This window comes from Natrinema gelatinilyticum (assembly GCF_024266705.1).
Taxonomy (GTDB): Archaea; Halobacteriota; Halobacteria; order Halobacteriales; family Natrialbaceae; genus Natrinema; species Natrinema gelatinilyticum.
Window position 1 is genome coordinate 2,945,461 of the sequence record NZ_CP100756.1, and the last position, 25,330, is coordinate 2,970,790.

Below are 25,330 nucleotides of genomic sequence, written 5' to 3' on the forward strand. Positions count from 1 at the left end.
GTGAGAATCGAACCGGCACGAGGACGGGTGGCCGTCACGGGTTTCGCTCCAGGACACGTCGCCACTCCCGAACCTCGGCGAGGACCGCCTCCCATTGATCGCGTGAACCTGGAACCTCGGTGCCGGTCAGGCGCTCGCGTTCGGCCTCGAGTCGCTCCCGAACCCGCGTCGGTTCCTCGACGTTCCAGAACGAAAGTTCGGTGCCGCTCGCCGTTTCGAGGGTGACGGTCCCGTACCCGACGAGTCGACCGAGCGGTTGCTGTTCGACAGTCGTGTTTTGAATGCGCTCTATCGACACGGTCCGGACGGTCAGGCCGAAGACGCCGTGACGGGTCGCGGCGACCGCGTTCGTGACGACGAACGCCGCCCGGGAGACGCGAGCGTACTGCCATAGCGCAGGCACACCGACGAGCGGAACCCCGACGGCCGCGAGTACCGGCAGGAGTTCGAGGACGACCCCGGTCAGGATCCCAATCGTTCCGATGACGGCGAGTGCGACCCACGGAAGCACGGTCTGAATTCGCGGCCTGCCCTGCCAGCGAACCCGTTCGTCTTCCTCGCGCGGGAGCCACGTCAGATCCGCGGCAGTCGAGTCGCCAGCGGTGGGCGGATTGCCACCGTTCGCCGCCGGTTTCGAGCCGGGATCAGTTCGACTGGTCCTCGTCATACTCGGTAGGTGTCCGATCGCCGGGTTCGCGGGCGGAACGGCTCGTCGACCGGGTATCGGTCGACCCCTTGCCGACCGATCGCGTCTCCTCAGTGAGCGGGCGGCTGTCGGTGCTGTCGTGGCGGTTCTGCCGTGCGGTCGCATCGTCCTCGACGGCGGCTCGGATCGCGCGCAATTCCTCGAGGATCGCCGCGAGAACGTCGTCGCTCGTCTGATCCGACGCCGGTTCGCCGCGAGTCCGGTCGATTCGCTCGCTGATCAACCGCTGGACGGCCTTCGGGTCAGTGACCGCGGCGAAGGACATTTCGACGCCGGAGCCGCCCGCTGTGCTGACCTCGACGGTACCGTAACCGAAGTAGTTTCCGAGCGCGCTCTGGCTGTAGGAGATGTCTTGGACCTTCTCGTGTTCGATTCGCTTGACGTCACGCGAGAGAACGCCGGTCTTCTTATACAGCGCCCGGGTCGTCACGACGTAGTGGGTGTTCGTCACGCGGAGGTACTCCCCCGCTATGATGACCAGTCCGATCAGGACGATCGAGAGCGGAATCCCGATCGCGAACGCCGGAACGAGCGTTCGTCGGTCCGGACTGGCGGCCCAGACGAGTTCCTCGTCGGCGTCCGGCGACAGCCACTCGAGGTCGACGTCGGCGTCGACCGGGTCCGCGGTCATCTGTGGATCACACCTCGCTCTCTTCGACCCGTTCGCGTTTCAGCGAGAGGACGGTCCGATCGAACTCACAGACGAGGTCGTCGTGCTGATTGAAGGCTTCGACGTGCATGGTGACCAGTCCGCGTTCTCCGTCGCTCGTTTCGCGCTTTTCCGTGACCGTCGACCGGGCGCGAATCGTATCGCCGTGGAAGACGGGGGCCGGGTGTTCGACGTTGTCGTAGGAGAGGTTCGCGACGATCGTACCGTCGGTCAGCTCTGGGATCGAGACGCCGACCGCCAGCGACATCGTATAGAGGCCGTTGACCAGTCGTTCGCCGAACTGGGTGTCGCCCGCGAACTCCCGATCGAGATGGAGCGGTTGCTGATTCATCGTCATATCACAGAACCGCTGGTTGTCGCTCTCGGAGATCGTCCGCCGGCGCTCGTGATCGATGGTTTCTCCGACTGTGAACTCCTCGAAGTACAGTCCAGTCATACGTTCGAGGTCGCATAGCGACCACTAAAACGCGTCGCCTACCGGAGAATCACGAGTCGACCAACTGTTCCGACAGTCGGGACTGCTTCGAGACAAATGGGATGAGGTCCATTACGCGGATGGATCGATATACGGCGAGAAGACGGTCGAACGAGCAATCGCGAACACAGACGATGTCTATGATCCGTCGGGTACCGCGGGGTCACGTGTGAAGCGAACCGGCCAGCGAAGACAGACGACTATACAGGAACCTGCTCAAGATGGACAGTCATCGGCAACGGAACAAACTATTGGTGGATACGTCGTCACGCTGGACGGCGTGACCGAAGAGCAAATGGCGTGTACCTGCCCGCATCACGACCACCGGAGCGCATTCTGTAAGTACATGGCGGGCGTCGAAGACGCCGCTGACGACGACGGCAACGCTATGCCGACGACGCGCTCGGTGTCCTTCTCGGGCTGTTCCGCCTCTATCACCGCTGCTATTTCCTCTTATAGTTCGTCAATGAGTGGCTGGCCTCGGCCTATACCCGTGCTTCGGAGCGACCGAGTGAAAGCGTCCGCCGGACACTGAAAGTAGTTCTTCAGACGCCGTCACGAGGTCGCCGTCTAGCTGCCGTGTTTGTCGTTCAACTTGGGGAAACACTGCGAGCAGGGCGTATAGCCGTCGTCTAAGAGGTCTTCGACAGGGCGGCGTTCAAACTCGTGGCTGCGGTCGCCCATCGTTTGCAGGTCACAGAAACTTGACCACTCGTCTTCGTCTTTTGTTGACGGCCAGTCCGCTGGGTTCTTCGGGATTGCACCGTGTTGGCTCATGCTCAGTCGATCACATCGGATTAGGATGAGTGTCTGCTTGGAGAAGATATGCAATCAACCGTCTTGATGAGTTCCTTGAACTCCTCGACGGCTTGACACGCAGGTCAAGGCCGTCTACAGTAATACAGCGAGAGTGCCTCGGGGCTTGACCCCGAGGGTGAATCGCGTAAGCTATATGGCCCATTCCACCGTATTGAGGAACACAGTTGCGACGTGGATTAAAGACCTTCGCTCTTGCGTAGCCCGTTGTTGATTTCATAGAGTTGCTTGGATAGCGTGTTTGAGTGCGTCTCGTCCCGGTTTTCGATATAATTCTCGGCGGGGTTGGAACGCTCTGAGATATTGTGTTAGCTTATATTTCGAGATACCTCGATGTGGCGAGAGCCACTGTCGTGTCAGCGACGCGTGGCTCTCGCAGGTATTGACGTGGATCTCGTCGTCGGCGTATTCACCGACACCGTGGACGACGTATTCACGAGTGAATGCGTCGTCCTCTTCGAGTGGGTCGTACGCTCGAAAGCCGTCAGTAAAGACGGTCAGCGACTCCTCTTGGCGGTCGGCCAAGAGGAGTCGAATCGTCGATTCGTCAGCGGCTTTCGCTGGGATCACGTACCGCTGCCCCGTCCCGCGATCAGCGAGGATGAACACGGGTGGCTTGTCGCCATCATACGTTCCGCGCCCACGCGTGGAGAGGCCACGCGAGCGCGACCAAGAGTCGCGCTCGCGGCCTTTCTTCCCGGCAGATACGTACACTTCGTCGATTTCAACCGGCCCGACGAGATCGAGGGAAGGCGCATCGAGCGCTCTGGCGAAGCGCTCGATGCGCCGGTGGATCGTCTTGTGTGTCACCTCGATTTCGCACTGTAACTGCCGGAGACTCGTGTTAAACCGGAGAAACGCGTATATCGAGAACAACCACCGGCGGAGCGCAATCTTCGAGTGAGCAAAAATCGTGCCCGTCTTATCGTTGAATGTGCGGTCGCAATCCTTACAGAGATACCGCTGAAAGTGCCCATAGCTGCCGTTTCTGACCGTGAGGTCAGAACGGCAGCGAGGACAGGTAACACCGTCACGCCAGCGAACCTGTTGGAGCAGGTCCGCTGCGACCGATTCCGACCCAAACACATCTAGCGGAATCATCCGTGTCGGGCACCGCTAACGCGGTGCCCTTGTCCTCTTCGACTTTGCAGCGACAGCTCAGCAGTATCAACAATCACCTACGGAAGAGCGAAGACCTTAATCCGAAGCAACTGCGCGCAGTTGCGAGGAAATGCGACACCTCTCAAAACCCGCGCCTTCGGCGTGGTGCGACGGGTGTTGTCGGGCGGGGTGGAGCCGCCGACCCTCACGGACGCACCGGGCGTTCGGGTGTAAATTCCAGCCGACCCATCACGGGAAGGTCGAGGGGAATTACATTCGCCTGCGTTCATCCGTCCGTTTTTGGACGGCATGGACAAAACGGTGAAGCCTCGGGGCTTGTCCCCGAGGTACTTCACCAATAGCACCTGTCTCGAACTACTGTACGCGCACAACTATGCCTACATCATGCCAATCGTTAAGGTGGGGCGAGACGATACAAGACGAACTTAGCAGAGGCTGAAGTCGCGTGATCGAACACGAACTCGCTGGGCGGGTAACATTCCCTGTGTTCATGGATTGTGTCTACCAGCGAAGACGATACGACGAGCACGGGGTGGCGCGTCACGGCTACGCTGCTGACGCGCCGTTCATCGACACACCACAGGATGCACGAGAATACAATCGCAAGCGCTTCGGCATCGAGTCGAGCTATCGATTAGCCAAGCAGAGCCTCGCTCTTACCAGTTCTCGGGAGACTGGACTTCGGCAGGTGTTGTTCGTGGTGAGTCTGTTGCTCCAGAACGTCTGGGGGTACCTTCACTGGATGTACGTGGCGGCGCCCCGCCGAGGGGGGCGCCGCCTCTGGGAGTGGTCGTTCACGGGGTTCTGTGAGATGATGGTTCGTGCTGCTTGGGCAGCTCTCGGTGTGCGCAGAGCTGTCCCAACGAACCAACCACTCGACCGGTTCTTCCGGTAGTTGTCCCTAAGTTGGGGTAGCGGTCGTGAGTAGCAACATTGTCGCGTCGGCGGCGATCCGCCGCCGCCAGCGACTGACCGACGTCGGAACTCACTATCACCATCGTTCCGAAGGCTATCCTGACATCACAGACGTAGATTCAGTGCCTACTGGAGGAAATCGTGAGCCTCTCGATGTGATCAATTGATCACAGGTCGAATCCTCGAGCGAGAGCAGATCGAGCACGTTCGTCCGGAGATGCGGTTCCGGATTACACAGCGTTTCGATTCTCCCGTTTGGTTGCCCCATTTTTGGTCAATCAATGTGGCGTTCGTCGGCGATTTATCCGCGAACGCGACCGACGCTCGCAAGGATCAGTTCGAAATCGATTCGCGGGGAACGACTGTGCGGGTGAATCACGTGACCACACGCCGATTCGAAACGACCGATACCAATCCGTCTCGGGTGGTCGAGGCGATCGCTGAACGCGCGACGTCGATCGAGGACGGGTTCGACGCTCTCGTGGACAGCATCGCCGACGCCGACGTGGTCCTCCTGGGGGAGGCGTCTCACGGCACGTCCGAGTACTACCGCCTGCGGGCGCGGTTGACGGCCCGTTTGCTCGAGGATCACGATTTCGCGTTCGTGGCGGTCGAAGGGGACTGGACGGACTGCTACGACGTAACAGAGTACGTCACCGGTCGGGCTGACGCGACTGCGGCGAGCGACATCCTCGACGGCTTCGAGCGCTGGCCGACGTGGATGTGGGCCAACTGGGAGGTCGCCGAGTTCCTCGACTGGCTCGCAAAATACAATGCGGGCCGGGCCATCGGCGACAGGATGGGGTTCTACGGTCTCGACGTCTACGGCCTCTACGAATCGATGGCCGCCGTGATCGACGCCCTCGAGGATCTCGATCCCGAGTTGGCCGACCGCGCCAGAGACGCCTACCACTGCTTCGAACCGTACGGGGCGGACGCCAGCGAGTACGCCCGATCGATCCGACTGATTCCGGAAGATTGTGAGGACGAGGTGATCGACGTCTTGCAGACACTCCGAGAGGATGTTGCCGAATTCCACGCCGACCACGACGGGGACGATCCGCTCGCGTTCTTCGCGGCCGAGCAGAACGCCCTCGTCGCGAAAAACGCCGAATCGTTCTACCGCGCGATGGCCCGTGGCGGGGCCGACTCGTGGAACGTGCGAGATCGGCATATGAGCAGAACATTAGAGCGGCTGCTCGAGTTCCACGACGGACAGGGGATCGTCTGGGCGCACAACACGCACGTCGGCGATGCCCGCGCGACGTCGATGCACGATCGCGGACAACTCAACCTCGGGCAACTCGCTCGAGAAGAGGTCTGTGACGACGACTCGGACGTCGCCATCGTCGGCTTCGGGTCCCATCGTGGCACCGTCATCGCCGGCACCGAATGGGGTGCGGAGATGGAACGGATGCGGGTCCCCGAAGCCAGAGCGGGCAGCGTTGAGGACGTCTTCCATCGGCTCGACCGCGAGGACGTCCTCCTCGAGTTCGCTCGCGGGTACGCCACGGCTGACGAGTCGGAGCGAGGTCCTCTTGCAGACCCTCGCGGCCACCGCGCGATCGGAGTGGTTTACGATCCGAATTACGAGGGCAGTAACTACGTGCAGACGGTGCTGCCGGACCGGTACGATGCGTTCGTCCACGTTGACGAAACGACCGCGCTCCATCCGTTCAATATCCAAGGCGGCGAACGGCCGCCGGAGACGTATCCCTGGGGCGTGTAACCTGCTCGTGCACGGCGGTCCCGTTGCGTGCACCCGCGGTTACGGGCGGCGCCGGTGACCGAGCGACGTCGACGCGGTGCGACACCCTAGTTAGCTGCCTGACATGTAACGTCCAACTCACCCGTGTCGTTTCTGATCCGGGTGGTATGGACGGACTCGAATCGATCTTCACTCGTGGCGTATATGTCGGTACACGAATCTCTATCAATGAGCCAACAGCTATATCATCGGAAGCGAGTAGAACTGCTCTGGGAACGACGATCGACCAAACGATCGAGTTACGGTCGATACCATTCCAGTATATAATCATATTGAGATACCTAATATTGTAACTAATGGACTATGAGGGGCATTCGTCACGTTTATTTCGGTTTCCTCGGAAGCAATGTACAATGTCTGACGACGCAAACCCATTCGAAAGCCTACAGTCGCAAATCGACGAGGCAGCGACATACCTCGACGTTGGCGACGACGTGATCGAGCGACTCAAACACCCCGAGCGAGTCCTCGAGACGAACCTCACGATCGAACGCGACGACGGTGAACTGGAGCGATTCAAAGCGTTCCGGTCGCAGTTCAACGGCGACCGTGGGCCGTACAAGGGCGGAATCCGCTACCACCCGCAGGTGTCGCGCGACGAAGTCAAGGCGCTTTCCGGTTGGATGACCTACAAGACCGCGATCGTGGACATCCCACTCGGCGGCGGAAAGGGCGGCATCATCATCGACCCCGACGAGTTCTCCGAAGCGGAACTCGAACGGCTCACCCGTGCGTTCGCTCGAGAGCTCCGACCGATGATTGGCGAGGACCGCGACGTTCCCGCGCCCGACGTGAACACGGGTCAGCGGGAGATGAACTGGATCAAAGATACGTACGAAACGCTCGAGAACACGACCGAGCCAGGCGTTATCACGGGTAAGGCGCTCGACTCGGGTGGCAGCGAGGGTCGCGTCGAAGCGACCGGCCGCTCAACCGTCCTCGCCGCGCGCGAAGCATTCGATTACCTCGGCAAGGAGCTTGAGGGCGCGACGGTCGCCGTCCAGGGCTACGGCAACGCCGGCTGGATCGCAGCGAACCTGATCGACGAGATGGGCGCGACCGTCGTCGCGGCCAGCGACTCGAGTGGCGGCATCTACAACCCCAACGGATTCGATCCGGTCGCGGCGAAAGACCACAAGAACGAGACCGGCAGCGTCGTCGGGTACGCAGGGAGCGAAGAAGAGATCACCAACGAGGACGTCCTCACCCTGGACGTCGACCTGCTGATCCCCGCCGCACTCGAGAACGCAGTCGACGCAGACCTCGCCGAAGATGTCGAAGCAGACGTCATTTCCGAAGCCGCGAACGGTCCGCTAACTCCGAGGGCCGACGAGGTACTCGAGGGGAAGGACGTCTTCGTCATCCCCGACATCCTCGCGAACGCCGGCGGCGTTACCGTCTCGTACTTCGAGTGGGTCCAGAACCGCCAGCGCTTCTACTGGTCTGAAGAGCGCGTCAACGAGGAACTCGAGACGCTCATCGTCGATGCCTTCGACGCACTCGTCGAGACCTACGAGGAACACGACCTCGACAACCCCCGGACCGCGGCCTACGTCGTCGCGATCCAGCGGGTCGCCGACGCCTTCGCGGAAGCCGGTAGCTGGCCCTGATCTAGGAGCTAATCCCCTTCCGAAGCGACGTTCGGATTCCCACCCGAAGGAGGGAGGGACGTCTCGATCGACAGGCCTTCTCGATCCCAACAGACACTTATGATTTGAATCGTCATATGTATAGAGATGAATCGACGAAACGCCCTGGCGGGTCTGGGGGCCGCCGGTCTCGCAGGCCTCTCGGGCTGTCTGGGACTGGTCGGGATGGCCGAACACAAGTCCTCGCCGGCGGGCGCCGAGGCCAGCACTCGTGACGAGACGGGATACGAACAGACCAATGTGAAGAAAATCAACGTCGAGAGGGACGTTCCGGGCGGTGGTCTCACCGGGACGGTATCGGTCGGGAATCACATGACCAAGCACGAGAAGGCCGTCGAGATACCTCTCCTCGGTCGACAACGCGGGGCTGTTTTCAACGTTCTGACAAGTCCGAAGGTCTCACTCCTCGGACAGCAGCTGAATCCGGTCAAGGACATGTCGACGAAAGAATTGATCGGGCTGGTCGAGAATAACTACAGCGGAATTGACAACATACAACATCAAGCGGACGCCGAGATTACGATCCTCGACGAATCGACGACGCAGTCGCGGTTCACGGCGGACGCGAAATTCAACGGCCAAAGCGTCACGGTCGATTTCCTCATCACCAAAGCCGTCGACGCCGGCGACGACCTGCTCGTAACGATCGGCGTCTATCCCCAGCAACTCCGGAGTCAGGAGGAGCCGAACGTGACCGCCCTCACCGAAGCGGTGACGACCGAGGTCGACAGCAGCGCCTCGAGCGACGGGTAACCACAGGCGACAGCGGGTTCAAAAGCGGGGGACTCGGGACGCACGAACGATACGGACGGCAACGAAAGTGACGACGGCAATTTCGGCTGAACGCGCGTCCAGCGACTTCCGCCACGTCCGTTTTTCGCGTTTTCGACGACGATGACTCGAGACCGATCAGAGACCGAGTTCTCGACCGATGACCAGGTGCTGAATCTCGCTCGTTCCTTCACCGATTTCCATGAGTTTCGCGTCCCGATAGAACCGCTGTGGGGCGAAATCGGTCGTGTAGCCGTACCCGCCGAGTACCTGAACGGCGTCCTCGGCGACCTCGCGGGCGGCCTCGCTGGCGTCGAGTTTCGCCAGCGCGGAGTCTCTGGTCACGGGGTCGCCTGCATCGTATTTCCTGGCGGCCTGCCGAGTGAGTAGTCGTGCTCGTTCCGTCTTGCGATACATATCGACGATCGTGTCACGAACGGCATCGAACTCGCAGATGGGCTGGCCGAACTGTTCGCGCTCCTGACTGTAGGTCTTCGCGTGTTCGTAGGCCCCCTGTGCGAGCCCCGTCGAAAGCGCGGCGATCGAGATGCGTCCGCCGTCGAGCGTCTTTCTGGTCTGGGTCCAGCCGTCGCCGTCGTCGCCGAGCAGCCGGTCCTCGGGCAAGCGCACGCTCTCGAGCGAAATTTCACAGGTCGGTGAGGCGTTGAGCCCCATTTTCTCCCAGACGGTGGTTACCTCGAAGCCGTCGTCCGCGCGCGGATCGACGATAAACGTCGAGATGCCGCCGTACCTCGCATCGGGATCAGTCACGGCCTTGACGAGGACCGATCCCGCCTCGGAGGCGTTCGTAATGAACTGCTTGGTTCCGTCGAGGATCCACTCGTCACCCTCCTTCGTCGCGTGGGTATCCATATCGGACGCGTCCGACCCGCTCCCGGGTTCGGTCAGTGCCCACCCGCCGACGTAGTCACCCTCTGCGAGCGGCCGCAGCCACCGCTCTTTCTGGGACTCCGTGCCGAACAGTTCGATCGGTTTCGACGCGAGCGAGGTGTGTGCGACGTACGAGAGACCGATCGCCCCCGAGACCCGACCGATCTCCTCGGCGACGACTGCGTACATGAGCGTGTCACCGCCGAGGCCGCCGTATTCCTCCGCGATGGGGACGCCCATCACGTCGAGATCGGCGAGTTGTTCGAAAATCTCCGCGGGGAACCGATGTTCGTCCTCTATCTCCTGGGCGATCGGCTCGATTTCAGTCTCACAGAAGTCCCTGACTGTCTCCCGAATCATCCGATGTTCGTCGGGTAGATCGACGGCCATACCTGATACTCGATAGCGTCCGAAATAAGCTCACTGCCGATACACGACCGACGCCGTGTACAGCTATCGCCAGCTCCCCTCCTCATCAGAACCGTCAGCTTCGTCGGTCTCGTCGGGTTCGTCTATCCACCCGCTCGAGTCGTCGGATTCGTCGATCGAGTTACGGTCAGATGGACCCGTCTCGTCCGGCCGGGTACGCCAGTTCGCCGACTCTGCACGGGCCGCCGCGCGCTGGTCTGGAATCAGGTCGAGATCGGCATCCGTATCGCCGAGGAGCAACAGTGCGTAGTACTCGAAATAGGTGACGAGAGGCGCCCAGACCACTCCGATCAGGAGTAGTCCGAGCGCGACCCCGAGTAAACCGACGGGAATCGAAAGGATGCCACCGATCGGACCTAACACGAACACCAGAATCACGATACTGACGACGAACGGAATCGCGAGGATCAGACCGACGATACTGACGACGAACCAAGCGGCGACCCCGGCCACGAGTCGCAGGATCCAGATCAACAGCACGAAGACGCCGTACTCGGCCCAGTTTGCTCGCAACGTCGTCCAGAACCGCCGCCAAGCGGCGAGGACGCCCCGATCTTCGATCATCATGACGGGCGCGACGAATATGGACGTAAACTGCATCAGAATACCGTAGAGGAGCCCGATCACGATCGCGTACGGGAGGAATACCAGAATCGAGCCGAAAGTGAGCGCCCCCTGCCCTCCCATCGCCAGGAAGACGATTGCCAGAATGGGTCCGACTAAGAGGATCACAGTCGGGAGCGTGAGTCCGATCCGAAACAGGAACAGCCGGAGACCCCGACTGAGATGGGCTCTGAAGTACTGTCTGATGTGGACGTCGGACGTCCGAAGCGACTCGAGAAAGACGAACGTCATGACTGCGGCGACAAATCCGTACGCGAGCCAGATCACGAGCCCGACCGCGAGAAAAGCGAGTCCCCAGAACAGGAGCTCCGACGTGGGGATCTCCCCCTCGACCACCGGTAATGCACCACCTTGCTCCATCGGGTCAGTCGTAACGGTTCCGGCGTTCCCTCCCGAAAACGCCGGTCCGCCGACGCCAAACGAGGCTACGAACAGGACGATGACGGCGAGCCTGAGCCATTGTCCTACACTGATCGGCGTCAAGAAATCCCGCGTCACGTCGATAGCATCACTCAAGTTATCGATCGCTTTCATATTCGTTCAGTAGCATGTTTTGCGTGATAGTAGTACTGTTTCATCGAACGGTGACGTATAACCGGACACGTTGGTTCACCCGACAATTGATAATCGACGCACACATATTCGTTCAGTATTGATATGTTCTGATTGTAATGCTTCGGGACGCATTTAACGCCGCCGGCCCTGATTGGAACGTATGGACATCCGCCGGCTCGCACGTGGGACCGTCGAGTGGAGCCGCATCGAGCGTGTGATCCGCACGCTGGCGGATCGCTACGACCGCGAGGAGGTCCGCGTGGAGTTCCTCGATGCGGATAACTGGCTTTCGACGCCCTGCGTCATCGACGACCGGTGGTTCGTCAAAATCGTTTCCCGGCAAAATGCACTGGTCCACGCCGTCTTGACGACCGGGCGAAACGTCGGCGCGTTTTCCTCGGGCACCGAGGGCTTTTTCGATCGGTTCGATACACCCCTCGAGATGGTCGAACACGAATACGAAGCCACCGAACGAATGCGAGAGATCGGCGTCAATGCGCCCCAGCCGATCGATGCGTTCGAGGTCAACGGACTCGGCGTCCTCGTTCTCGAGTATCTCCCTGCATTCGAGTCGCTCGACGAGGTCTCCGACGAGATCGTCTCGGATCGTGCACCGGAACTGTTCGAAATGCTCACGAATCTTCACAAACACGGACTCGCCCACGGCGACCTGCGAGCGGAGAACGTTCTCCTGTATGACGACGAATTCTACTTCATCGACGCCACGAGCGTCCACGCCGACCGAGTCGACGAGACGACCGCCTACGATCTCGCGTGCGCACTAGCCATCCTCGAGCCACGAATCGGTCCTCGAAACGCCGTCAATGCAGCCGCGACGGCCTACGATCCAGCGACCCTCCTTTCCGCACGCGAGTTTCTCGACTTCGTTCGTCTCCGACCCGACCACGAGTTCGACTCGACGACGCTTCGTAGCGAACTCGAGAAGGCGGCTGATCTGAGCGACCGGTGACCGGGGCGTCTGATTCGAATCCCGAAACCGACAGGCCACTGCAGGCACCATCGGTTTTCGCGGACTGGCGCGACGACCGGGTATGTGCTCGACATTCACCGCCGGGGACGTCGGCAAGCAGGTCGAAACCGAACGCGGTGAACCGATCGGCTCCGTCAGGATGACCGAAGCAGAGATGGCACACGTCGATGTGAACAAGGACGCGGCAAGCGCGACCGTCCCGTTCCTCGAGGCCTACGCCGACGAGGGAATCGTTCCGATCGAAAAACGCGCGGTGTCCGAGATCACCGACGATGCGATCCGTCTCGTGGACGGCCCGAATGACCACGGAGCGGACCCCGTCATCGAGCGCGACGAAACGACCGCGGATCGGCCCGTCAGCGATGAGCAGCGAACGCTCGGGACGCAACCCGGCGCGCCCGACGACCCGGCCTAGAGCGAGGAGGGCTGGACAGGGAGAGTCTCGAGCCCTCGACGGAAGGGATGACGGAGACCGGCGACGAGCGACACCCGGATATGGAGGACGCCCCGCCGGAGGGTGGTCGGACCGTCACCGAGGAACGTGGGGAACCCGAAGACCGGTAACCGAGTCGACGGACTCGACCGCCACACCTACAACCGTCGACCGGTCGAAGTGGTCCGAACAGTGATCTGACGGATGTCGAACGAACGGTCAATCGACACGGTCTGAGCGAACGAACGGGTTCAGTTCGGGCCAGGAATACCACACACGTCTCGCCTGACGTGAACCACCATTAGGATTTTCACCGTACCCGTCATCTGCTCTAGTATGAGTCAGCAACTCACCGAACAGGTACACGGTCACTACATCGGCGGCGAATGGACAGACGGCAGTGGGAACACTTTCGAGAGCGAGAATCCCGCCACTGGGGAGGCACTGGCGACCTTCCAGCGGGGGACCGAGGCCGACGTCGATGCCGCTCTCGATGCCGCGGAATCGGCCTTCGAGCAGTGGCGCGACCTCTCGTACATCGACCGTGCAGAATATCTCTGGGACATCTACCACGAGCTTCGAGATCGCCACGAGGAACTCGGCGAGATCGTCTCGAGGGAGTGTGGAAAGGAGATTTCGGAAGGGAAAGCCGACGTGACCGAAGCCTGGCACATGGTCGAGTGGGCGGCCGGCAACGCGCGCCACCCTCACGGCGATATCGTTCCGTCGGAGGTCGCGGGCAAGGATTCCTTCATGCGACGCAAACCGCGAGGTGTCGTCGGCTGTATCACCCCGTGGAACTTCCCGGTTGCGATCCCGTTCTGGCACATGGCGATCGCGCTCGTCGAGGGCAACACAGTCGTCTGGAAACCCGCCGAACAGACCCCGTTGTGCGGGCAGATCATCGCCGAGATGATGGACGACGCTGGCGTTCCGGCAGGCGTCTTCAATCTGGTGCAGGGCTTCGGCGACGCGGGTGCGGCCATCACCGACGACGAACGCGTGAACACCGTCCTCTTTACCGGCTCCGCGGCGGTCGGCCACGAAATTGCCGGCAAGGTCGGAGGCGAACCCGGCAAACTCGCGGCCTGCGAGATGGGCGGCAAAAACGGGATCATCATCACGGAACACGCCGACATGGATACCGCCGTCCACTCGGCGATTATGTCGTCGTTCAAAACGACCGGCCAGCGCTGCGTTTCGAGCGAGCGTCTGATCGTCCACGAGGACGTTTACGACGAGTTCACGGAACGGTTCGTCGACGTCGCCAGCGACGTCGCTGTCGGTGACCCGCTCGACGAAGACACCTTCATGGGCCCGGCCATCGAGGCCGACCACGTCGAAAAAATCCGCCACTACAACGAGCTCGCCCGAGAGGAAGGTGCGACCGTGCTGGTCGACCGGTTCGAACTCCCACCAGCAGAGATTCCAGACGGGTCCGACGGTGGCCACTGGGTCGGCCCGTTCGTCTACGAAATCAACTACGAACCGGATCTGCGCTGCCTGAACGAGGAGTGTTTCGGTCCGCACGTCGCGTTACTCGAGTATTCGGGCGATATCGAAGACGCAGTCGACATCCACAACGACACACCCTACGGGCTGGCTGGCGCGATCATCTCGGAGGACTATCGGCAGATCAACTATTTCCGGGACCACGCCGAGGTGGGGCTCGCGTACGCGAACCTGCCGTGTATCGGCGCAGAGGTCCAACTCCCTTTCGGCGGCGTCAAAAAATCCGGAAACGGCTACCCCAGCGCTCGAGAGGCCATCGAAGCCGTTACCGAGCGCACCGCCTGGACGATGAACAACTCGGAGGATATCGAGATGGCACAGGGGCTATCGGCCGACATCAAAACCTCGGAGGACTGACCGGCTCTGGACGGATTGATCCATCGCGCCCGCTGCCGACCTGGTCCGTCGGAGCAGCGGGAGGAACGTCCACCTCTGACGTAGTCCGTCGGGGCCGAACCGGGGCGGTCACCCTTCTCGTCCGCCATCGGATCCGGCAGTCGGCTGCCGAAAACGAACGTGGGTCGCCGGACACGTGCGAGATCAGCGACGGTCCAGGTTTCGAAACTGATCCAGTGGAGACGGATTAACGCCGACCGAACGAATCGCTTATCCGACGATTCGTCGAAGGAATACCCAGCATGAAGGCAGTCGTTCTCGCAGCGGGACAGGGGACACGGATGCGACCGTTATCAGAATCGGTTCCGAAACCGATGCTGCCGGTCGCCGACCGACCGCTCGCGGCCCACACCGTCGACGCGGCAGTCGACGCGGGCGCCGAAGAGATCGTTCTGGTGATCGGATACGAAGCCAAGGCTGTTCGAGGCTACTTCGGCGACGTGTACCGGGGAACTCCCGTCTCGTATGCCGTTCAGGAGGAACAAGCGGGGACGGCCGACGCCGTCAACGCCGCACGTGACTTTCTCGAGGGATCGTTTGCTGTCCTGAACGGCGACAATCTCTACGATCCGGCTGCGATCGACCGATTGTTCGACGCGTGCCCAGCTATCTGTGCGATCGAGGTCGACGAACCGAGCAATTACGGCGTTCTCAGCACCGACATGGGGACGGACGGCCGGGTGACCGAAATCGTCGAGAAGCCCAACGATCCGCCGACGAACCTCGCCAACGCCGGGGCGTATGCGTTCCCCGCCGAAGCGCGCGAGTGGCTCGAGGTGCCCGAAAGCGAGCGCGGCGAGCGCGAGATCACCGACGTCGTCACGCAGGTAATCGACGAGTACACTGTCACCCCTGTCGCCCTCGAACGGTGGCTTGACGTCGGCCGACCCTGGGAGTTACTCGAAGCCAACGAGTGGAAACTTGGCGAACTCGACCGGCGAATCGACGGCGAGGTCAGCGGAGACGCCAGGCTTGAGGGGGGCGTCGTCGTCGAACCGGGCGCAACGGTGCGCTCCGGCGTCGTGATCGAGGGTCCGGCACTCATCCGCGAGGGGGCGACCGTGGGGCCGAACGCCTACGTTCGCGGGGCGACGGTGATCGGCCCAGACGCGGAGATTGGCCACGCCGTCGAAATCAAAAACAGCGTTGTCTCGCGCGGGACGTCGGTCAGTCACCTTTCGTACGTCGGCGATAGCGTCCTTGGCCGGAACGTCAACCTCGGCGCGGGGACGACCGTGGCGAACCTTCGCCACGACGACGACGACATCAAATTCACCGTCAAGGGCGACCGGATCCCGACCGGCCGTCGAAAGCTCGGCGTCATCACGGGCGACGAGGTCAAAACGGGGATCAACTCGAGTCTGACACCGGGGCTGAAACTCGGTCCCGGCTCGACGACGCGGCCCGGCGAAACGGTCGGGCGAGACCGGTGACCGACCGATAGACAGTCTCTTCGTACCGCTTTCGGTCCGGTCGCTGTCCGTCTGGCCGATCGAACGGTAGTCGGTCGGATTGCTTCCGTCTCGAACGGGTGCGCGGTTTCGTTCTATCCCCGTTCTGATTCCATCACGCTGCCCAGCCACAGTTTCGTGGCGAAAATGGACGAACGCCGTACGGACACCCCGTGTTGACCGTGCTGACTCGAGTGTACGTCGTGGCGCGACGAAAGGTGAGATGAGGCGAGGAGGCTGCTGTGGGCGTGTTCGCTCGGTCCCGGGAACCGAGCGTCGACGGGCCGGAGCGACGCGTGGTGCCGGTTCTGACGTGAAAAGCGTCTATCCCGGCATGCGATGCAATGAGGTGGTCAACCAAAAAGTCAGCGGTCGGCGCGAGGAGACGAACTGGTCAGGACGGGCTCGAATTCGGAGCCACCGACGGTCGGAATCGCTTAGAACCGACGGTCCCGAAGGGCGGGGAATTCGTCGCGGACATCGGCGACCGTTCGAGGATCGATCTCGGCCGTGATAAGTGCCGGTTCGTCGCCGCTCGAGGCCAGCGAGATGCCCCACGGGTCGTAGACGCTCGAGCGTCCGAGGAGCGTGGCCTCCTCGAATTCACCGGACCCGTTGATCGTCGCGACGTACGCCTGATTTTCGATTGCTCTGGCCCGCGAGAGCGTCTGCCAGTGTTCGATGCGAGGATAGGGCCACGCGCTCGGAACGAGAATCAACTCGACGCCGGCATCGACGAGCCGCCGGTAGAGTTCCGGGAACCGAAGGTCGTAACAGGTGGTCACGCCGACGGTCATGCCACCGATCGTCGCCGTCTCGAGCATCTCGCCGGGAACGAGAAGATCGGATTCCGCAGAATCGTAGCCGAACAGATGATGCTTCCGGTAGACGAGCCTACGTTCTCCGTCCGCGTCGAACAGCGCCGCGGTGTTCGAAAGCCCGCCCGCTGCCGGCGTTTCGACGGACTCCGTGGCCGCCAGATCCTCGACGATACTGCCCGCGAGGACGGCGATTCCGTGGTCAGCCGCGGCGTCCCGGAGCCGCGTAAACGTTTCTCCACCGAGCGGCTCTGCATTGCGCGCGTAGCGGTCGAACGCGAAGTACCCCACGTTGAATAGTTCCGGGAGCGCGACCAGATCGGCGCCGCGGTCGGCGGCCCGCGACACCGTCGCGAGCGCCCGATCGACGTTGGCATCGACCTCGCCGGCGTCGACGTGGAGTTGTGCCAGCGCGATCGTAAGGGAGTCGCCGGTATCGGCGCCGTCGACGTCCGTTTCGGTACTCATATTCCGACCGTGGCCGCCCCTCCTCATTATCGTTACTGTGTCCGTGGCAGAATCATCGTTACTGTGTCCGCTGCAGGTCGCGCTCGAGCGCGTGGCGGAGATTCTCGAGTTCCGAGTCCAGGTTCCGTTTGAAGAACTTCTCGACGCCCGGCAGTTTGCCGTCGACGACGAATCGGTTCTCGAGTCGAGTACCGCCGTCCGTGTCGGTGATCTCGTGTTCGCCGGTGACCTGCATCACTTTCGATTTGCCGACGAATTTGACGTACTCTGGCGGCGTGCGCGTGACGTCCTCAGTGTCTACGCGAATCGTTTTCCGAACGAGTGGGATGGGAAGTTTGACGTCCCATGCGACGCGCCGCCCGTTCTGATCGGTTACGGAATACTTCTCGACGACGCTTATGGCCTGGGCTCTGTTCGCCGGGTCGGCGATGAACTCCCAGACTCGATCCGGCGACGCCGAAACTTCGAACGACCGGTCGACGCGGACAGTCATGGCAGTATCTGTGCGATTCGTGGATAAAAAGTCCGTGGACCGGCGGTCGTCATCGACACGAGCGGTAGCGACCGGGACCCCGGACAGGAACACGGTCTCACTTCGGCCGGGCCAGACTGGCCGGCGTTAGCTGATCGTGACTCGCCAGGTCGTCGATCGGGCACGTCCCCATTTCTCGATGTCGACTTCGTCCGTCTTCTCCGCGAGGTGTGGCAGCCGTGCGCCGACCTGTTTCGACGAGAGGCCGATCGCGTCCGCGATGTTCTTCGCGCGGAAGTATTGCTCGCCACGGGCGGCGCTCTCGCGGAGATACGAGATGATTCGCCGTTCTTCATCGGAGTAGTCGTTCATCGTCCGTACCTCCCCTAGGTGGTCAGCGCTCTTAACTTTTAACGGCCTTACGCCCCAGTCCCGCCGGAATCGCGAGGGTCGGTTCGATCGGTGCCCAGTTACACACGAGTAACCCATCGGGCCGTTCGCGGAGTGACAGTCAGCGTACTTCGAGGTAGAAACCCACCCTAACCCGACCTCGACGAGCGAACGAAGTGAGCGAGTAGGGGGTATTTACTCCCAGTAGAGGTGGATGCTGACGACCGCCAGCGAGCTAAAGAGTACCGCCGCCGCGAATCCCCAGGCCGCCGCCGTCTCCGGTGCACCAGCAACCATCGCGATTGCCCCGATCACCGCCAGCGCGCTCAGTGCAAGCGCGAGTCCAACGCCCTTGTCCGTGGTCTCCGATTGCGTAGCCATGCTCGGCCGTTGTGTGTAGGGTCTCTTAACTTCACTCATTCCGAGGGATCCGGCGCGCGTCGGCCCTCCTTTCCACATCGACGACCCGCTTTCTCTGACCCACGGCCCGCTTCGTCACCTCGGTTGCTCGCGCGGTGCGAGCGAAACCCTCGTTTACGGCGACGCGATCACTTGATCGTGGTGTGGTCCGATTCCTCGTTGAGTGCGAGATTGGCCGCGATTTCGGCGTTTCGCATCGCGTACTGGGCAGTCTGTTGGAGGCTGACGAGGACCTCACGGATACGAAGCAGGTCTTCGTTGTCCATCTCCGGCAGATCAGCGAGAATTTCCTGCTCGCGGTTGGCGACGTCGTGGAACAGTTTCCGGACTTCGTTAGACTTGTCGTAATCGCGTTCGACGGCCGCTTCGACGGCCCGCGAGGTGATGTCGTCGACGAGGTCGTTCAGTTCCCGGATATCACGCATCACAGAACTGTCGACGTTCAGGGTGTGACCTTGGGTCTCGATAACGATCTCGGCGATGTCCTCCGCGTTGTCGGCCGTCAGCTCGAGATTCTTCGCGATCGAACGGTAGCCGATCAGCGGAAAGCCGCTGTTCAGCCCAACGGCTCGCGCGAGGTTGGGGTTCTGATACGCCGTGAAGATCAGCCGCAACAGGAGGACGAAGATCTTGTTGGCCTGTCGCTCTCGATTCAGCGCGCGTTGGGCCAGGTCGGGATTGCCGTGGGCCAACGCTTTGATGCCCTCGCCGCGCATCGTCTGTCCGGTTCGCTCGAGGCGCTCGAGAAGATTGTCGAGCGTGAAGTCCTCGGGATCCACCGAGCAGCGAATCGAGATGCTCTCGGGCGTCTCCTCGATGACGCCCAGGCCCATCAGCTGTGTTTCCGCCTGGTAGACTGCGTTGATGTGGGCCGATTCGAGAGCGCCGTCTTCGCGCTCGATGCGAATGATGCGCCGACCGAGAACGTACTGGGCGACGATCGCCCGTTCGACGGCGTCCGCGTCGAGGTCGTCGGTGTGGATGATCGCTTCCGTTTCTTCTGTACTCGCGGACTCGGGCATCACAGTGAGAGTGCCTTTCCCGCTGGTCCGAAGCGACACTTCGTCGCCCTTTTCGACGCCGTGTTCCGACGCCCACTCCGCCGGGAGCGTCATCGCCAGCGTCGACGGCCCGAGTCGTTGCACTTTCCGCGTTTCCATATCCAACCGTACGAGCGACCCTACCTTAGTCTTGACTATATGGTCATTATATATCGTCGCAACGTTATATGGTTGTGTTCTGCGTCCGGATGGCCTATGACCTTATACAATTTGATCGTCCAGTGGGCGGTCAAACGACGTTCATCAACCGAGTCGTGAATCGACCCGTCCGGACCCGCAGCCAGCCCCGTAGCTGCTCGTCGGTCTCGGCGTCATCGGTGTCGACGTGCAACGAATCGATCTCGTCGAGTTTTTCTCCGGTGGCGACGACCGTGATCTCGTCGGCCCGACGGATCACTGACGGCGAAATTTGGTGGTTTCCTCGTCCGAAAACGAAGCCCTGGCCGCCGATCGGTGAGACGACGATCGTGACCGGCTCTTCGAGAACCGCGAGGATCTCCGATTCGGACGCGTCGCGAGCTAAAACCTCCCCCTTCCGTCCGTATCGGTCCTCTCCACTTGCACCGCCCCGCTTTTTTTTACCGTCTCCGCCCCCCGTTTCATCACCACCGTCGCCCTCTTGGCCTCCGCCGTCTGTTTCATCCTCGCGCCCAGTTCCATCCACGGCCGGGTCACTGGATTCGACCGACTCGTCGGTGCCGTCGGTCGCACGCCAGACGTCGACGCCCAACGGCGAGGGATCGATTCCCAGTTCCGTCTCGATCGCACCGACGGTGCTCCCGGGGCCAAAGACGTAAGTCCGATCCGGTTCGACCTCGCGAGCGAACCCTGCCGCTAGCGAATCGACGCTGCCGCTCGATACCTGTTTGCTCGACTGAACGTCCGGCGCGACAGGGACCGGGACGACGGCCCGCAGTTCCGTGCGTACCTCGCCTTCGCGATATGCGTCCTCGTCGATATCGTTGACCTCGCGGGTCTCGACGCGGTCGAACTCGGCGGCGATCCGGCCAGCGTCGGCCGGCGTCATGCCGAAGACCGACGAGTAGATCTTGACGCCCGCCGGGACGCCGAGCATCGGCGTTTCAGCGTCCCGTGACGCGGCGACCGCTTCTGAGGGATCGGCTCGAGATTCCTCGCTCGAGGCGTGTGCCTCGAGGACACTCGCAACGTCGACAGCGGTACCGTCGCCGCCGACGAATAACACGAGATCGACGCCCCGCTCTAGTAGCGCGCTGACGGCCGCACGAGTATCGGCGGCTGTCGTCCCTGCGGATGCTGGATCGGTCGAGTCCGATTTCCCGTCTTCCCCCGCTGGGTCGTAGACGAGTACGGGATCGTAGCCGGCGTCTCGCGCCGCATACTCGCCCATCACGCCCGCGGCCGTGTAAACTGTGATGTTCGGGGCACGTCGGTGCAGCGATCGCAGGGCTTCGCGCGCTCGCTTCGGGGCTCGCGGCTCGGCACCGCGGCGGCGCGCCTCCTCGAGTTTCCCGTCGGTCCCCTTTAGCCCGACCCGGCCGCCCATCCCCGCGATCGGGTTGACGACGACACCGATGGTTTCCATATCGAACCGTGAGGGCGCCAATCGGAAAGCCATATCGCGTCCCGGAGCGGGGTTCGTGACTCGAGCGGAGACGCGACCGCCAGGAAGCGACACGCCCGACGACCGAGACCTGGCGGACAGCGTTTCTGAACAATTAAGGGGGATGGCTCCCGACCTCAGATCATGAATACACTGAACGACGTCGTTCTCGCGACGGAAACACAGTTCCCGATGTCCGTCGTCGGCTGGGGTGTACTCGTACTGGGGCTGCTGGTGACCATCGCTTGGATGCTCTACTTATACAGATGATTTGACCCGGGACGCGTGACAGCGGTCGTCGTCCTAGACCAGATCGACCCGTTTTCGAAGCCACGAAGCAGCTTCTTCGACGGTCTCTTCGTCGGTGCTCTCGAGTTCGATCCGAACCGATTCTCCTGGATAGCTCCCGACGGTGACGTCGAACCTGTCGCGGAGTTTGGCGATCCGCTCGACGAGCGCACTCTCGGGTTCGTCGGCGACGACCGTTTTCCTGTACCTCGGCGTTCCCTCGAATTCGTGTGCGATCGTCTCGAACATCGATTTCATCTCCGACGGGACGCCGGGAAGGACGTAAACGTCTTCGAGCACCGCGCCAGGAGCGACACCCACCTCGTTGTGAAGTGCTCGCGCGCCGTCGGGCAAGTCGGTCGTTCCAGACGCCAGATCCTGGCGACTGTACCCGTCTTTTTCGAGCCAGGCGAGTGCGGCTTCGTGTGTCTCGAGCGAACGACCGAGCGCGGCTGCGACGCCGTCCATAGTGAGATCGTCGTGAGTCGGGCCGAGCCCGCCGGTGACGATAACGGCGTCGTACTCGGCTCGATATTCGTTGACCACGCGGGCGATGTCGCCGACGCGGTCCGGAATCGTCGTGACGCGTTTGACGGTGACGCCGCGATCGTCGAGGCGCTCACAGAGCCAGGTTGCGTTCGTATCCGTCGTTCGTCCGGCAAGTAGTTCGTTGCCGACCGTTACGACCGCGACTTTCATATCGCTCCGTTCGTGCCCGGTCCCCAAATGCATCTCGCCCTCGACCGTGGCCCGGGCCGCTATCGGTCCCCGTTCATCCCGAACACGGTTCGTGCCGTCAACATGCATATAAGGTGGTACCTCAGTCAACCATAAGATTCAATTCAGACAGTTGGTAATGAAGAGTGTATGTCTCGGAGTCGAACAGAACACAACGAAGCGGATTCGGCCGTGGTGCTCTCCGCGCTCGGGAGCAAATACAGCGCGGAAATCCTCTGCGCAGCGGGGACGCCGAAATCCGCGCAGTCGTTGAGCGAGGCTATCGAGATTCCGATCGCGACCTGCTATCGTCGGATCGAAGAACTCGTCGACGCTGGATTACTGACCTGTGAAGGCCGGCAACTCTCGGACGAGGGACGACGGACGAACATCTATCGACGAACGCTCGACGAAATCGAAATCGATTTTTCTGACGACGCGCCGGAATTTTCCCGACAACGGCGCACTGAGGCCAAAAACAGGCTGCAGGACCAACTCGAAGACTGATACGGTCTACTGTACCGATGTACCGGTGCAACCGCAGGACGGTCGCGGTTGCATCGGTAATGACTTACAGGAGTCCGTATGAAACGGGTGACCGGCGGATCGGCCTGCTGTGACATGATCCAACGAGCGATTCCCGCCGGTACAGCCCCCTACCCACCCTCGAGTCCCGATATACTCACGAGGTCCCTGCAGAGTGGTCTGGTCTTGTTCACCATCCCATCGGGTCTCGCGAGCGCTCGCATCGCGACCGTCGGACCAACGGCCCCGGAACTACGACCGAGTGCTCACATTCGACCATCCTTAAGTATTCTCAGAAGAATATCCCAGTATGGTAGATTCGGGAGAGTCGCGCGACACTGGAGCCGCTATCGCGACGGACGACGCCGTCGTTGGGGCCCGTCGCGTGTTGCACGTCGGCCACGACCGTCCGATTAGAATCAGCGCAGGGCACCGCATACAGCACCACGACGGGAAGTGTTCGCGGCCCCACGGGCACAATTACGACATCGCGGTCTCCGTCGCAGGCCAGCTGACAGATGAGGGCTGGATCGCAGACAAAGGAGATATTACAGACGTACTATCCGAGTGGGATCACATGTTTCTGCTCGAGGCCGGTGACCCGCTCGTCGACGCTTTCGAGGCGGCCGGTGATGGTGATGGAATCGTGGTCCTCGAGCAGCCGCCGACGGCGGAGGTGATGAGCGTCGTTCTCGAGCGAAAGCTCGAGGCGGCTCTACCCGACACGGTCACCGAAATCGCCGTCCAGGTCAGTGAGACGCGGGAACTCCGCGGGGGAAGCGAGATCTGAGATGCCGGTCTCCGATTCCGTCGACCTCGGTCCCGGAGCCGACACCGACGGCGACACCGCGGACGGACTCGACGATGTGGAACTTCCGATCAACGAATTGTTCTACTCGCTCCAAGGCGAAGGGACCCTCGCGGGCGTCCCCTCGGTCTTCGTCCGAACCAGCGGGTGTAACCTGCGCTGTTGGTTCTGTGACTCCTATCATACCTCGTGGGAGCCGACACACGCCCGATTGAGTCTAGTGGAGATCCTCGCGGAAATCGACTCTCACGACGCTGACCACGTCGTTCTCACCGGCGGTGAACCCCTGCTCCACGAGGGGAGCACCGCCTTGCTCGAAGCGCTCGCCGACCGGAACTACCACACTACAGTCGAGACGAACGGGACGATCTTCCGAGACGCACCGATCGACCTCGCCTCCATCAGCCCGAAACTCTCGAGCAGCACGCCCACGCCCGAACGCGACCCCACGGGAACGGGTGAGTGGGAACGTCGTCACGAGACCGATCGGATCGACCTCGACGCGCTCGCTCGCTTGATCGAGACCTACGAGTTCCAACTGAAGTTCGTCGTCACCGACGCCGACGATGTTTCGGAGGTATGCAACCTGCTCGAGGACGTACGGGCGGCCGCCGACACGCGAATTCGGGACACCGACGTTCTGCTGATGCCCGAAGGGGCGACCCGCGATCGACTCGCGGAAACCAGACATCGTGTCGCCGACCTCGCGATGGAGTACGGCTTCCGGTATACCCCGCGACTACACGTCGACCTCTGGAACGATGCCCCCGAGACGTGATCCGGCGACGACCAATACGACACCACAAAGATGAGTGATACCAACCACACGACGAATTCCGAAGCCGACGAACCGACCGCAAAACGCGCCATCGTCCTTCTTTCGGGCGGCATGGACAGCGCCACCGCCGCCTACGAGGCCCACGACCGGGGCTACGAGATCTATGCGTTGCACACCTCCTACGGCCAGCGAACTGAGGACCGCGAGCTCGAGTGCGCCCGCCAGATCGCCGACGAACTCGGCGCCGCGGACTTCCTGCGGATCGAAACTGGTCACCTCGAGGCGATCGGTGCCTCGAGTCTGACGGACGACGAGATGGCCGTCGCCGACGCGGACACAGAGAGCGACGAGATACCGACCTCGTACGTCCCCTTCCGGAACGCGAACCTGCTCGCGATGGCCGTCTCCTACGCCGAGGCTACCGATTGCGAGGCAGTTTTCATCGGCGCCCACAGCGAGGACTTCTCGGGCTATCCGGATTGTCGTCCTGCCTTCTTCGAGGCCTTCAAGCGCGTCGTCGACGTCGGAACGAAGCCCGAGACGGAAATCTCGATCGAAGCGCCGTTCGTCGACGGGTCCAAAACCGACATTGCCGAGCGGGGTGTGGAACTCGAGGTTCCGTACGAACACACGTGGAGTTGCTATCGGGGGAACGAACCCGCGTGTGGCACCTGTGATGCCTGCGCCTTCCGCTTACAGGCGTTTCAGAACATCGACGTCCGGGATCCGATCGAGTACGCCGAACGGCCGGCCGACGACAGTAATCGGTAGCGTCTCGACGAGGTTCACTCACGCACACTGACCGAGGGGTCCGTTCGAGCGGTCGTCC

At 61.7% G+C, this 25,330-nt stretch carries 26 protein-coding genes and 2 pseudogenes; 14 read left to right on the plus strand and 14 right to left on the minus strand.

Annotated features, from left to right (window positions below; translation table 11 throughout):
- Nucleotides 1–34: 34 nt before the first annotated feature.
- From NJU76_RS14425 to NJU76_RS14435, 3 genes are read right to left on the minus strand one after another with little or no spacing between them, the layout of a single operon-like run.
- Nucleotides 35–667 carry a PH domain-containing protein gene (locus tag NJU76_RS14425; protein ID WP_254529860.1) on the minus strand — a complete coding sequence of 211 codons (633 nt, stop codon included), beginning with the start codon at nt 665–667 and terminating at the stop codon, nt 35–37.
- Entirely contained in the window at nt 645–1,337 is a 693-nt protein-coding gene (locus NJU76_RS14430) for a PH domain-containing protein (protein WP_254529862.1), read from the minus strand. Before NJU76_RS14430 ends, NJU76_RS14425 begins: the two co-directional genes overlap by 23 nt.
- A gap of 7 nt (nt 1,338–1,344) precedes the next feature.
- Entirely contained in the window at nt 1,345–1,812 is a 468-nt protein-coding gene (locus NJU76_RS14435; protein ID WP_254529864.1) for a MaoC family dehydratase, read from the minus strand.
- A 49-nt stretch (nt 1,813–1,861) separates the two neighbouring features.
- Here NJU76_RS14435 and NJU76_RS27070 point away from each other — a divergent pair.
- Nucleotides 1,862–2,002, plus strand: a pseudogene (locus NJU76_RS27070) (phage NrS-1 polymerase family protein); the annotation flags it as partial.
- A 419-nt stretch (nt 2,003–2,421) separates the two neighbouring features.
- On the opposite strand, the gene NJU76_RS14440 reads toward NJU76_RS27070, so the two are convergent.
- Nucleotides 2,422–2,628: a hypothetical protein gene (locus NJU76_RS14440; protein ID WP_254529866.1), complete on the minus strand. Its 207-nt coding sequence runs from the start codon at nt 2,626–2,628 to the stop codon at nt 2,422–2,424.
- Nucleotides 2,629–2,883: 255 nt separating this feature from the next.
- Nucleotides 2,884–3,768 carry an IS1595 family transposase gene (locus tag NJU76_RS14445; protein WP_254529868.1) on the minus strand — a complete coding sequence of 295 codons (885 nt, stop codon included), beginning with the start codon at nt 3,766–3,768 and terminating at the stop codon, nt 2,884–2,886.
- Between the two features lie 300 nt (nt 3,769–4,068).
- On the opposite strand from NJU76_RS14445, the pseudogene NJU76_RS14450 reads away from it, so the two are divergent.
- The 4 genes and pseudogenes from NJU76_RS14450 to NJU76_RS14465 all read left to right on the plus strand — a co-directional run.
- Nucleotides 4,069–4,684: pseudogene (locus tag NJU76_RS14450) on the plus strand (ISH3 family transposase); the annotation flags it as partial.
- 399 nt (nt 4,685–5,083) lie between these two features.
- Complete coding sequence (locus NJU76_RS14455; protein ID WP_254529870.1) at nt 5,084–6,433, plus strand: erythromycin esterase family protein; 1,350 nt, start codon at nt 5,084–5,086, stop codon at nt 6,431–6,433.
- 392 nt (nt 6,434–6,825) lie between these two features.
- The gene (locus NJU76_RS14460; RefSeq protein ID WP_254529872.1) at nt 6,826–8,082 is read left to right on the plus strand and encodes a Glu/Leu/Phe/Val family dehydrogenase; all 1,257 of its coding nucleotides are present in this window, start codon (nt 6,826–6,828) and stop codon (nt 8,080–8,082) included.
- Between the two features lie 126 nt (nt 8,083–8,208).
- Nucleotides 8,209–8,874 carry a DUF6517 family protein gene (locus tag NJU76_RS14465; RefSeq protein ID WP_254529874.1) on the plus strand — a complete coding sequence of 222 codons (666 nt, stop codon included), beginning with the start codon at nt 8,209–8,211 and terminating at the stop codon, nt 8,872–8,874.
- A 156-nt stretch (nt 8,875–9,030) separates the two neighbouring features.
- Here the strand turns inward: NJU76_RS14465 and NJU76_RS14470 are convergent, their stop codons facing one another.
- Nucleotides 9,031–10,173: an acyl-CoA dehydrogenase family protein gene (locus NJU76_RS14470; protein WP_254529876.1), complete on the minus strand. Its 1,143-nt coding sequence runs from the start codon at nt 10,171–10,173 to the stop codon at nt 9,031–9,033.
- A gap of 63 nt (nt 10,174–10,236) precedes the next feature.
- Nucleotides 10,237–11,370: a DUF7544 domain-containing protein gene (locus NJU76_RS14475; RefSeq protein ID WP_254529878.1), complete on the minus strand. Its 1,134-nt coding sequence runs from the start codon at nt 11,368–11,370 to the stop codon at nt 10,237–10,239.
- A gap of 181 nt (nt 11,371–11,551) precedes the next feature.
- Between NJU76_RS14475 and NJU76_RS14480 the strand changes: the two genes are divergently transcribed.
- From NJU76_RS14480 to glmU, 4 genes are all read left to right on the plus strand, one after another.
- On the plus strand, nt 11,552–12,361 hold the full coding sequence (locus tag NJU76_RS14480) for an RIO1 family regulatory kinase/ATPase domain-containing protein (RefSeq protein WP_254529880.1): 810 nt from the start codon (nt 11,552–11,554) through the stop codon (nt 12,359–12,361).
- A gap of 82 nt (nt 12,362–12,443) precedes the next feature.
- Nucleotides 12,444–12,797: a hypothetical protein gene (locus tag NJU76_RS14485; RefSeq protein ID WP_254529882.1), complete on the plus strand. Its 354-nt coding sequence runs from the start codon at nt 12,444–12,446 to the stop codon at nt 12,795–12,797.
- A 354-nt stretch (nt 12,798–13,151) separates the two neighbouring features.
- Nucleotides 13,152–14,684 (plus strand): aldehyde dehydrogenase family protein, encoded by a 1,533-nt coding sequence (locus tag NJU76_RS14490; RefSeq protein ID WP_254529884.1) that lies wholly within the window; start codon nt 13,152–13,154, stop codon nt 14,682–14,684.
- A 281-nt stretch (nt 14,685–14,965) separates the two neighbouring features.
- A complete protein-coding gene (gene glmU, locus NJU76_RS14495) occupies nt 14,966–16,156 on the plus strand; it encodes a bifunctional sugar-1-phosphate nucleotidylyltransferase/acetyltransferase (protein ID WP_254529886.1) in 1,191 nt (396 codons plus the stop codon).
- Between the two features lie 455 nt (nt 16,157–16,611).
- Here glmU and NJU76_RS14500 read toward each other — a convergent pair whose 3' ends face one another.
- From NJU76_RS14500 to NJU76_RS14525, 6 genes are all read right to left on the minus strand, one after another.
- Entirely contained in the window at nt 16,612–17,460 is an 849-nt protein-coding gene (locus tag NJU76_RS14500) for a carbon-nitrogen family hydrolase (protein ID WP_254529888.1), read from the minus strand.
- A gap of 58 nt (nt 17,461–17,518) precedes the next feature.
- Nucleotides 17,519–17,953 (minus strand): SRPBCC family protein, encoded by a 435-nt coding sequence (locus tag NJU76_RS14505; protein WP_254529890.1) that lies wholly within the window; start codon nt 17,951–17,953, stop codon nt 17,519–17,521.
- Nucleotides 17,954–18,079: 126 nt separating this feature from the next.
- Nucleotides 18,080–18,304 carry a DUF7123 family protein gene (locus tag NJU76_RS14510; RefSeq protein ID WP_092928986.1) on the minus strand — a complete coding sequence of 75 codons (225 nt, stop codon included), beginning with the start codon at nt 18,302–18,304 and terminating at the stop codon, nt 18,080–18,082.
- Nucleotides 18,305–18,517: 213 nt separating this feature from the next.
- On the minus strand, nt 18,518–18,703 hold the full coding sequence (locus NJU76_RS14515; RefSeq protein WP_254529892.1) for a DUF7525 family protein: 186 nt from the start codon (nt 18,701–18,703) through the stop codon (nt 18,518–18,520).
- 167 nt (nt 18,704–18,870) lie between these two features.
- On the minus strand, nt 18,871–19,902 hold the full coding sequence (locus tag NJU76_RS14520; protein WP_254529894.1) for a phosphate signaling complex PhoU family protein: 1,032 nt from the start codon (nt 19,900–19,902) through the stop codon (nt 18,871–18,873).
- Between the two features lie 130 nt (nt 19,903–20,032).
- Nucleotides 20,033–21,367 (minus strand): ATP-NAD kinase family protein, encoded by a 1,335-nt coding sequence (locus tag NJU76_RS14525; RefSeq protein ID WP_254529896.1) that lies wholly within the window; start codon nt 21,365–21,367, stop codon nt 20,033–20,035.
- Nucleotides 21,368–21,529: 162 nt separating this feature from the next.
- Here NJU76_RS14525 and NJU76_RS26570 point away from each other — a divergent pair, with 162 nt between their 5' ends.
- Nucleotides 21,530–21,655, plus strand: a complete 126-nt coding sequence (locus NJU76_RS26570) for a hypothetical protein (protein WP_256566069.1) — start codon at nt 21,530–21,532, stop codon at nt 21,653–21,655.
- Nucleotides 21,656–21,688: 33 nt separating this feature from the next.
- On the opposite strand, the gene NJU76_RS14530 is transcribed toward NJU76_RS26570, so the two are convergent.
- Nucleotides 21,689–22,372: a competence/damage-inducible protein A gene (locus NJU76_RS14530; RefSeq protein ID WP_254529898.1), complete on the minus strand. Its 684-nt coding sequence runs from the start codon at nt 22,370–22,372 to the stop codon at nt 21,689–21,691.
- A 168-nt stretch (nt 22,373–22,540) separates the two neighbouring features.
- Here NJU76_RS14530 and NJU76_RS14535 point away from each other — a divergent pair, with 168 nt between their 5' ends.
- From NJU76_RS14535 to queC, 4 genes are all read left to right on the plus strand, one after another.
- The gene (locus NJU76_RS14535; RefSeq protein WP_254529900.1) at nt 22,541–22,897 is read left to right on the plus strand and encodes a winged helix-turn-helix domain-containing protein; all 357 of its coding nucleotides are present in this window, start codon (nt 22,541–22,543) and stop codon (nt 22,895–22,897) included.
- 328 nt (nt 22,898–23,225) lie between these two features.
- Nucleotides 23,226–23,705 (plus strand): 6-pyruvoyl trahydropterin synthase family protein, encoded by a 480-nt coding sequence (locus tag NJU76_RS14540; protein WP_254529902.1) that lies wholly within the window; start codon nt 23,226–23,228, stop codon nt 23,703–23,705.
- Between the two features lies 1 nt (nt 23,706).
- Nucleotides 23,707–24,501 carry a 7-carboxy-7-deazaguanine synthase QueE gene (locus tag NJU76_RS14545; protein ID WP_254529904.1) on the plus strand — a complete coding sequence of 265 codons (795 nt, stop codon included), beginning with the start codon at nt 23,707–23,709 and terminating at the stop codon, nt 24,499–24,501.
- A gap of 30 nt (nt 24,502–24,531) precedes the next feature.
- Nucleotides 24,532–25,272 carry a 7-cyano-7-deazaguanine synthase QueC gene (queC, locus tag NJU76_RS14550; protein WP_254529906.1) on the plus strand — a complete coding sequence of 247 codons (741 nt, stop codon included), beginning with the start codon at nt 24,532–24,534 and terminating at the stop codon, nt 25,270–25,272.
- The last annotated feature ends 58 nt before the right edge of the window (nt 25,273–25,330 follow it).

What these genes read in the sequence shown, in the direction of transcription:
- NJU76_RS14465 (WP_254529874.1), top strand. Translation starts at nt 8,209, where the DNA reads ATGAATCGACGAAACGCCCTGGCGGGTCTGGGGGCCGCCGGTCTCGCA.
- NJU76_RS14540 (WP_254529902.1), top strand. Translation starts at nt 23,226, where the DNA reads ATGGTAGATTCGGGAGAGTCGCGCGACACTGGAGCCGCTATCGCGACG.
- NJU76_RS14545 (WP_254529904.1), top strand. Translation starts at nt 23,707, where the DNA reads ATGCCGGTCTCCGATTCCGTCGACCTCGGTCCCGGAGCCGACACCGAC.
- NJU76_RS14530 (WP_254529898.1), bottom strand. Translation starts at nt 22,372, where the DNA reads ATGAAAGTCGCGGTCGTAACGGTCGGCAACGAACTACTTGCCGGACGA.
- NJU76_RS14470 (WP_254529876.1), bottom strand. Translation starts at nt 10,173, where the DNA reads ATGGCCGTCGATCTACCCGACGAACATCGGATGATTCGGGAGACAGTC.
- NJU76_RS14490 (WP_254529884.1), top strand. Translation starts at nt 13,152, where the DNA reads ATGAGTCAGCAACTCACCGAACAGGTACACGGTCACTACATCGGCGGC.
- NJU76_RS14425 (WP_254529860.1), bottom strand. Translation starts at nt 667, where the DNA reads ATGACGAGGACCAGTCGAACTGATCCCGGCTCGAAACCGGCGGCGAAC.
- NJU76_RS14520 (WP_254529894.1), bottom strand. Translation starts at nt 19,902, where the DNA reads ATGGAAACGCGGAAAGTGCAACGACTCGGGCCGTCGACGCTGGCGATG.
- NJU76_RS14510 (WP_092928986.1), bottom strand. Translation starts at nt 18,304, where the DNA reads ATGAACGACTACTCCGATGAAGAACGGCGAATCATCTCGTATCTCCGC.
- NJU76_RS14515 (WP_254529892.1), bottom strand. Translation starts at nt 18,703, where the DNA reads ATGGCTACGCAATCGGAGACCACGGACAAGGGCGTTGGACTCGCGCTT.
- NJU76_RS14525 (WP_254529896.1), bottom strand. Translation starts at nt 21,367, where the DNA reads ATGGAAACCATCGGTGTCGTCGTCAACCCGATCGCGGGGATGGGCGGC.
- glmU (WP_254529886.1), top strand. Translation starts at nt 14,966, where the DNA reads ATGAAGGCAGTCGTTCTCGCAGCGGGACAGGGGACACGGATGCGACCG.
- NJU76_RS14480 (WP_254529880.1), top strand. Translation starts at nt 11,552, where the DNA reads ATGGACATCCGCCGGCTCGCACGTGGGACCGTCGAGTGGAGCCGCATC.
- NJU76_RS14505 (WP_254529890.1), bottom strand. Translation starts at nt 17,953, where the DNA reads ATGACTGTCCGCGTCGACCGGTCGTTCGAAGTTTCGGCGTCGCCGGAT.
- NJU76_RS14535 (WP_254529900.1), top strand. Translation starts at nt 22,541, where the DNA reads ATGTCTCGGAGTCGAACAGAACACAACGAAGCGGATTCGGCCGTGGTG.
- NJU76_RS14435 (WP_254529864.1), bottom strand. Translation starts at nt 1,812, where the DNA reads ATGACTGGACTGTACTTCGAGGAGTTCACAGTCGGAGAAACCATCGAT.
- NJU76_RS14475 (WP_254529878.1), bottom strand. Translation starts at nt 11,370, where the DNA reads ATGAAAGCGATCGATAACTTGAGTGATGCTATCGACGTGACGCGGGAT.
- NJU76_RS14445 (WP_254529868.1), bottom strand. Translation starts at nt 3,768, where the DNA reads ATGATTCCGCTAGATGTGTTTGGGTCGGAATCGGTCGCAGCGGACCTG.
- NJU76_RS26570 (WP_256566069.1), top strand. Translation starts at nt 21,530, where the DNA reads ATGAATACACTGAACGACGTCGTTCTCGCGACGGAAACACAGTTCCCG.
- NJU76_RS14430 (WP_254529862.1), bottom strand. Translation starts at nt 1,337, where the DNA reads ATGACCGCGGACCCGGTCGACGCCGACGTCGACCTCGAGTGGCTGTCG.
- queC (WP_254529906.1), top strand. Translation starts at nt 24,532, where the DNA reads ATGAGTGATACCAACCACACGACGAATTCCGAAGCCGACGAACCGACC.
- NJU76_RS14460 (WP_254529872.1), top strand. Translation starts at nt 6,826, where the DNA reads ATGTCTGACGACGCAAACCCATTCGAAAGCCTACAGTCGCAAATCGAC.
- NJU76_RS14440 (WP_254529866.1), bottom strand. Translation starts at nt 2,628, where the DNA reads ATGAGCCAACACGGTGCAATCCCGAAGAACCCAGCGGACTGGCCGTCA.
- NJU76_RS14485 (WP_254529882.1), top strand. Translation starts at nt 12,444, where the DNA reads ATGTGCTCGACATTCACCGCCGGGGACGTCGGCAAGCAGGTCGAAACC.
- NJU76_RS14500 (WP_254529888.1), bottom strand. Translation starts at nt 17,460, where the DNA reads ATGAGTACCGAAACGGACGTCGACGGCGCCGATACCGGCGACTCCCTT.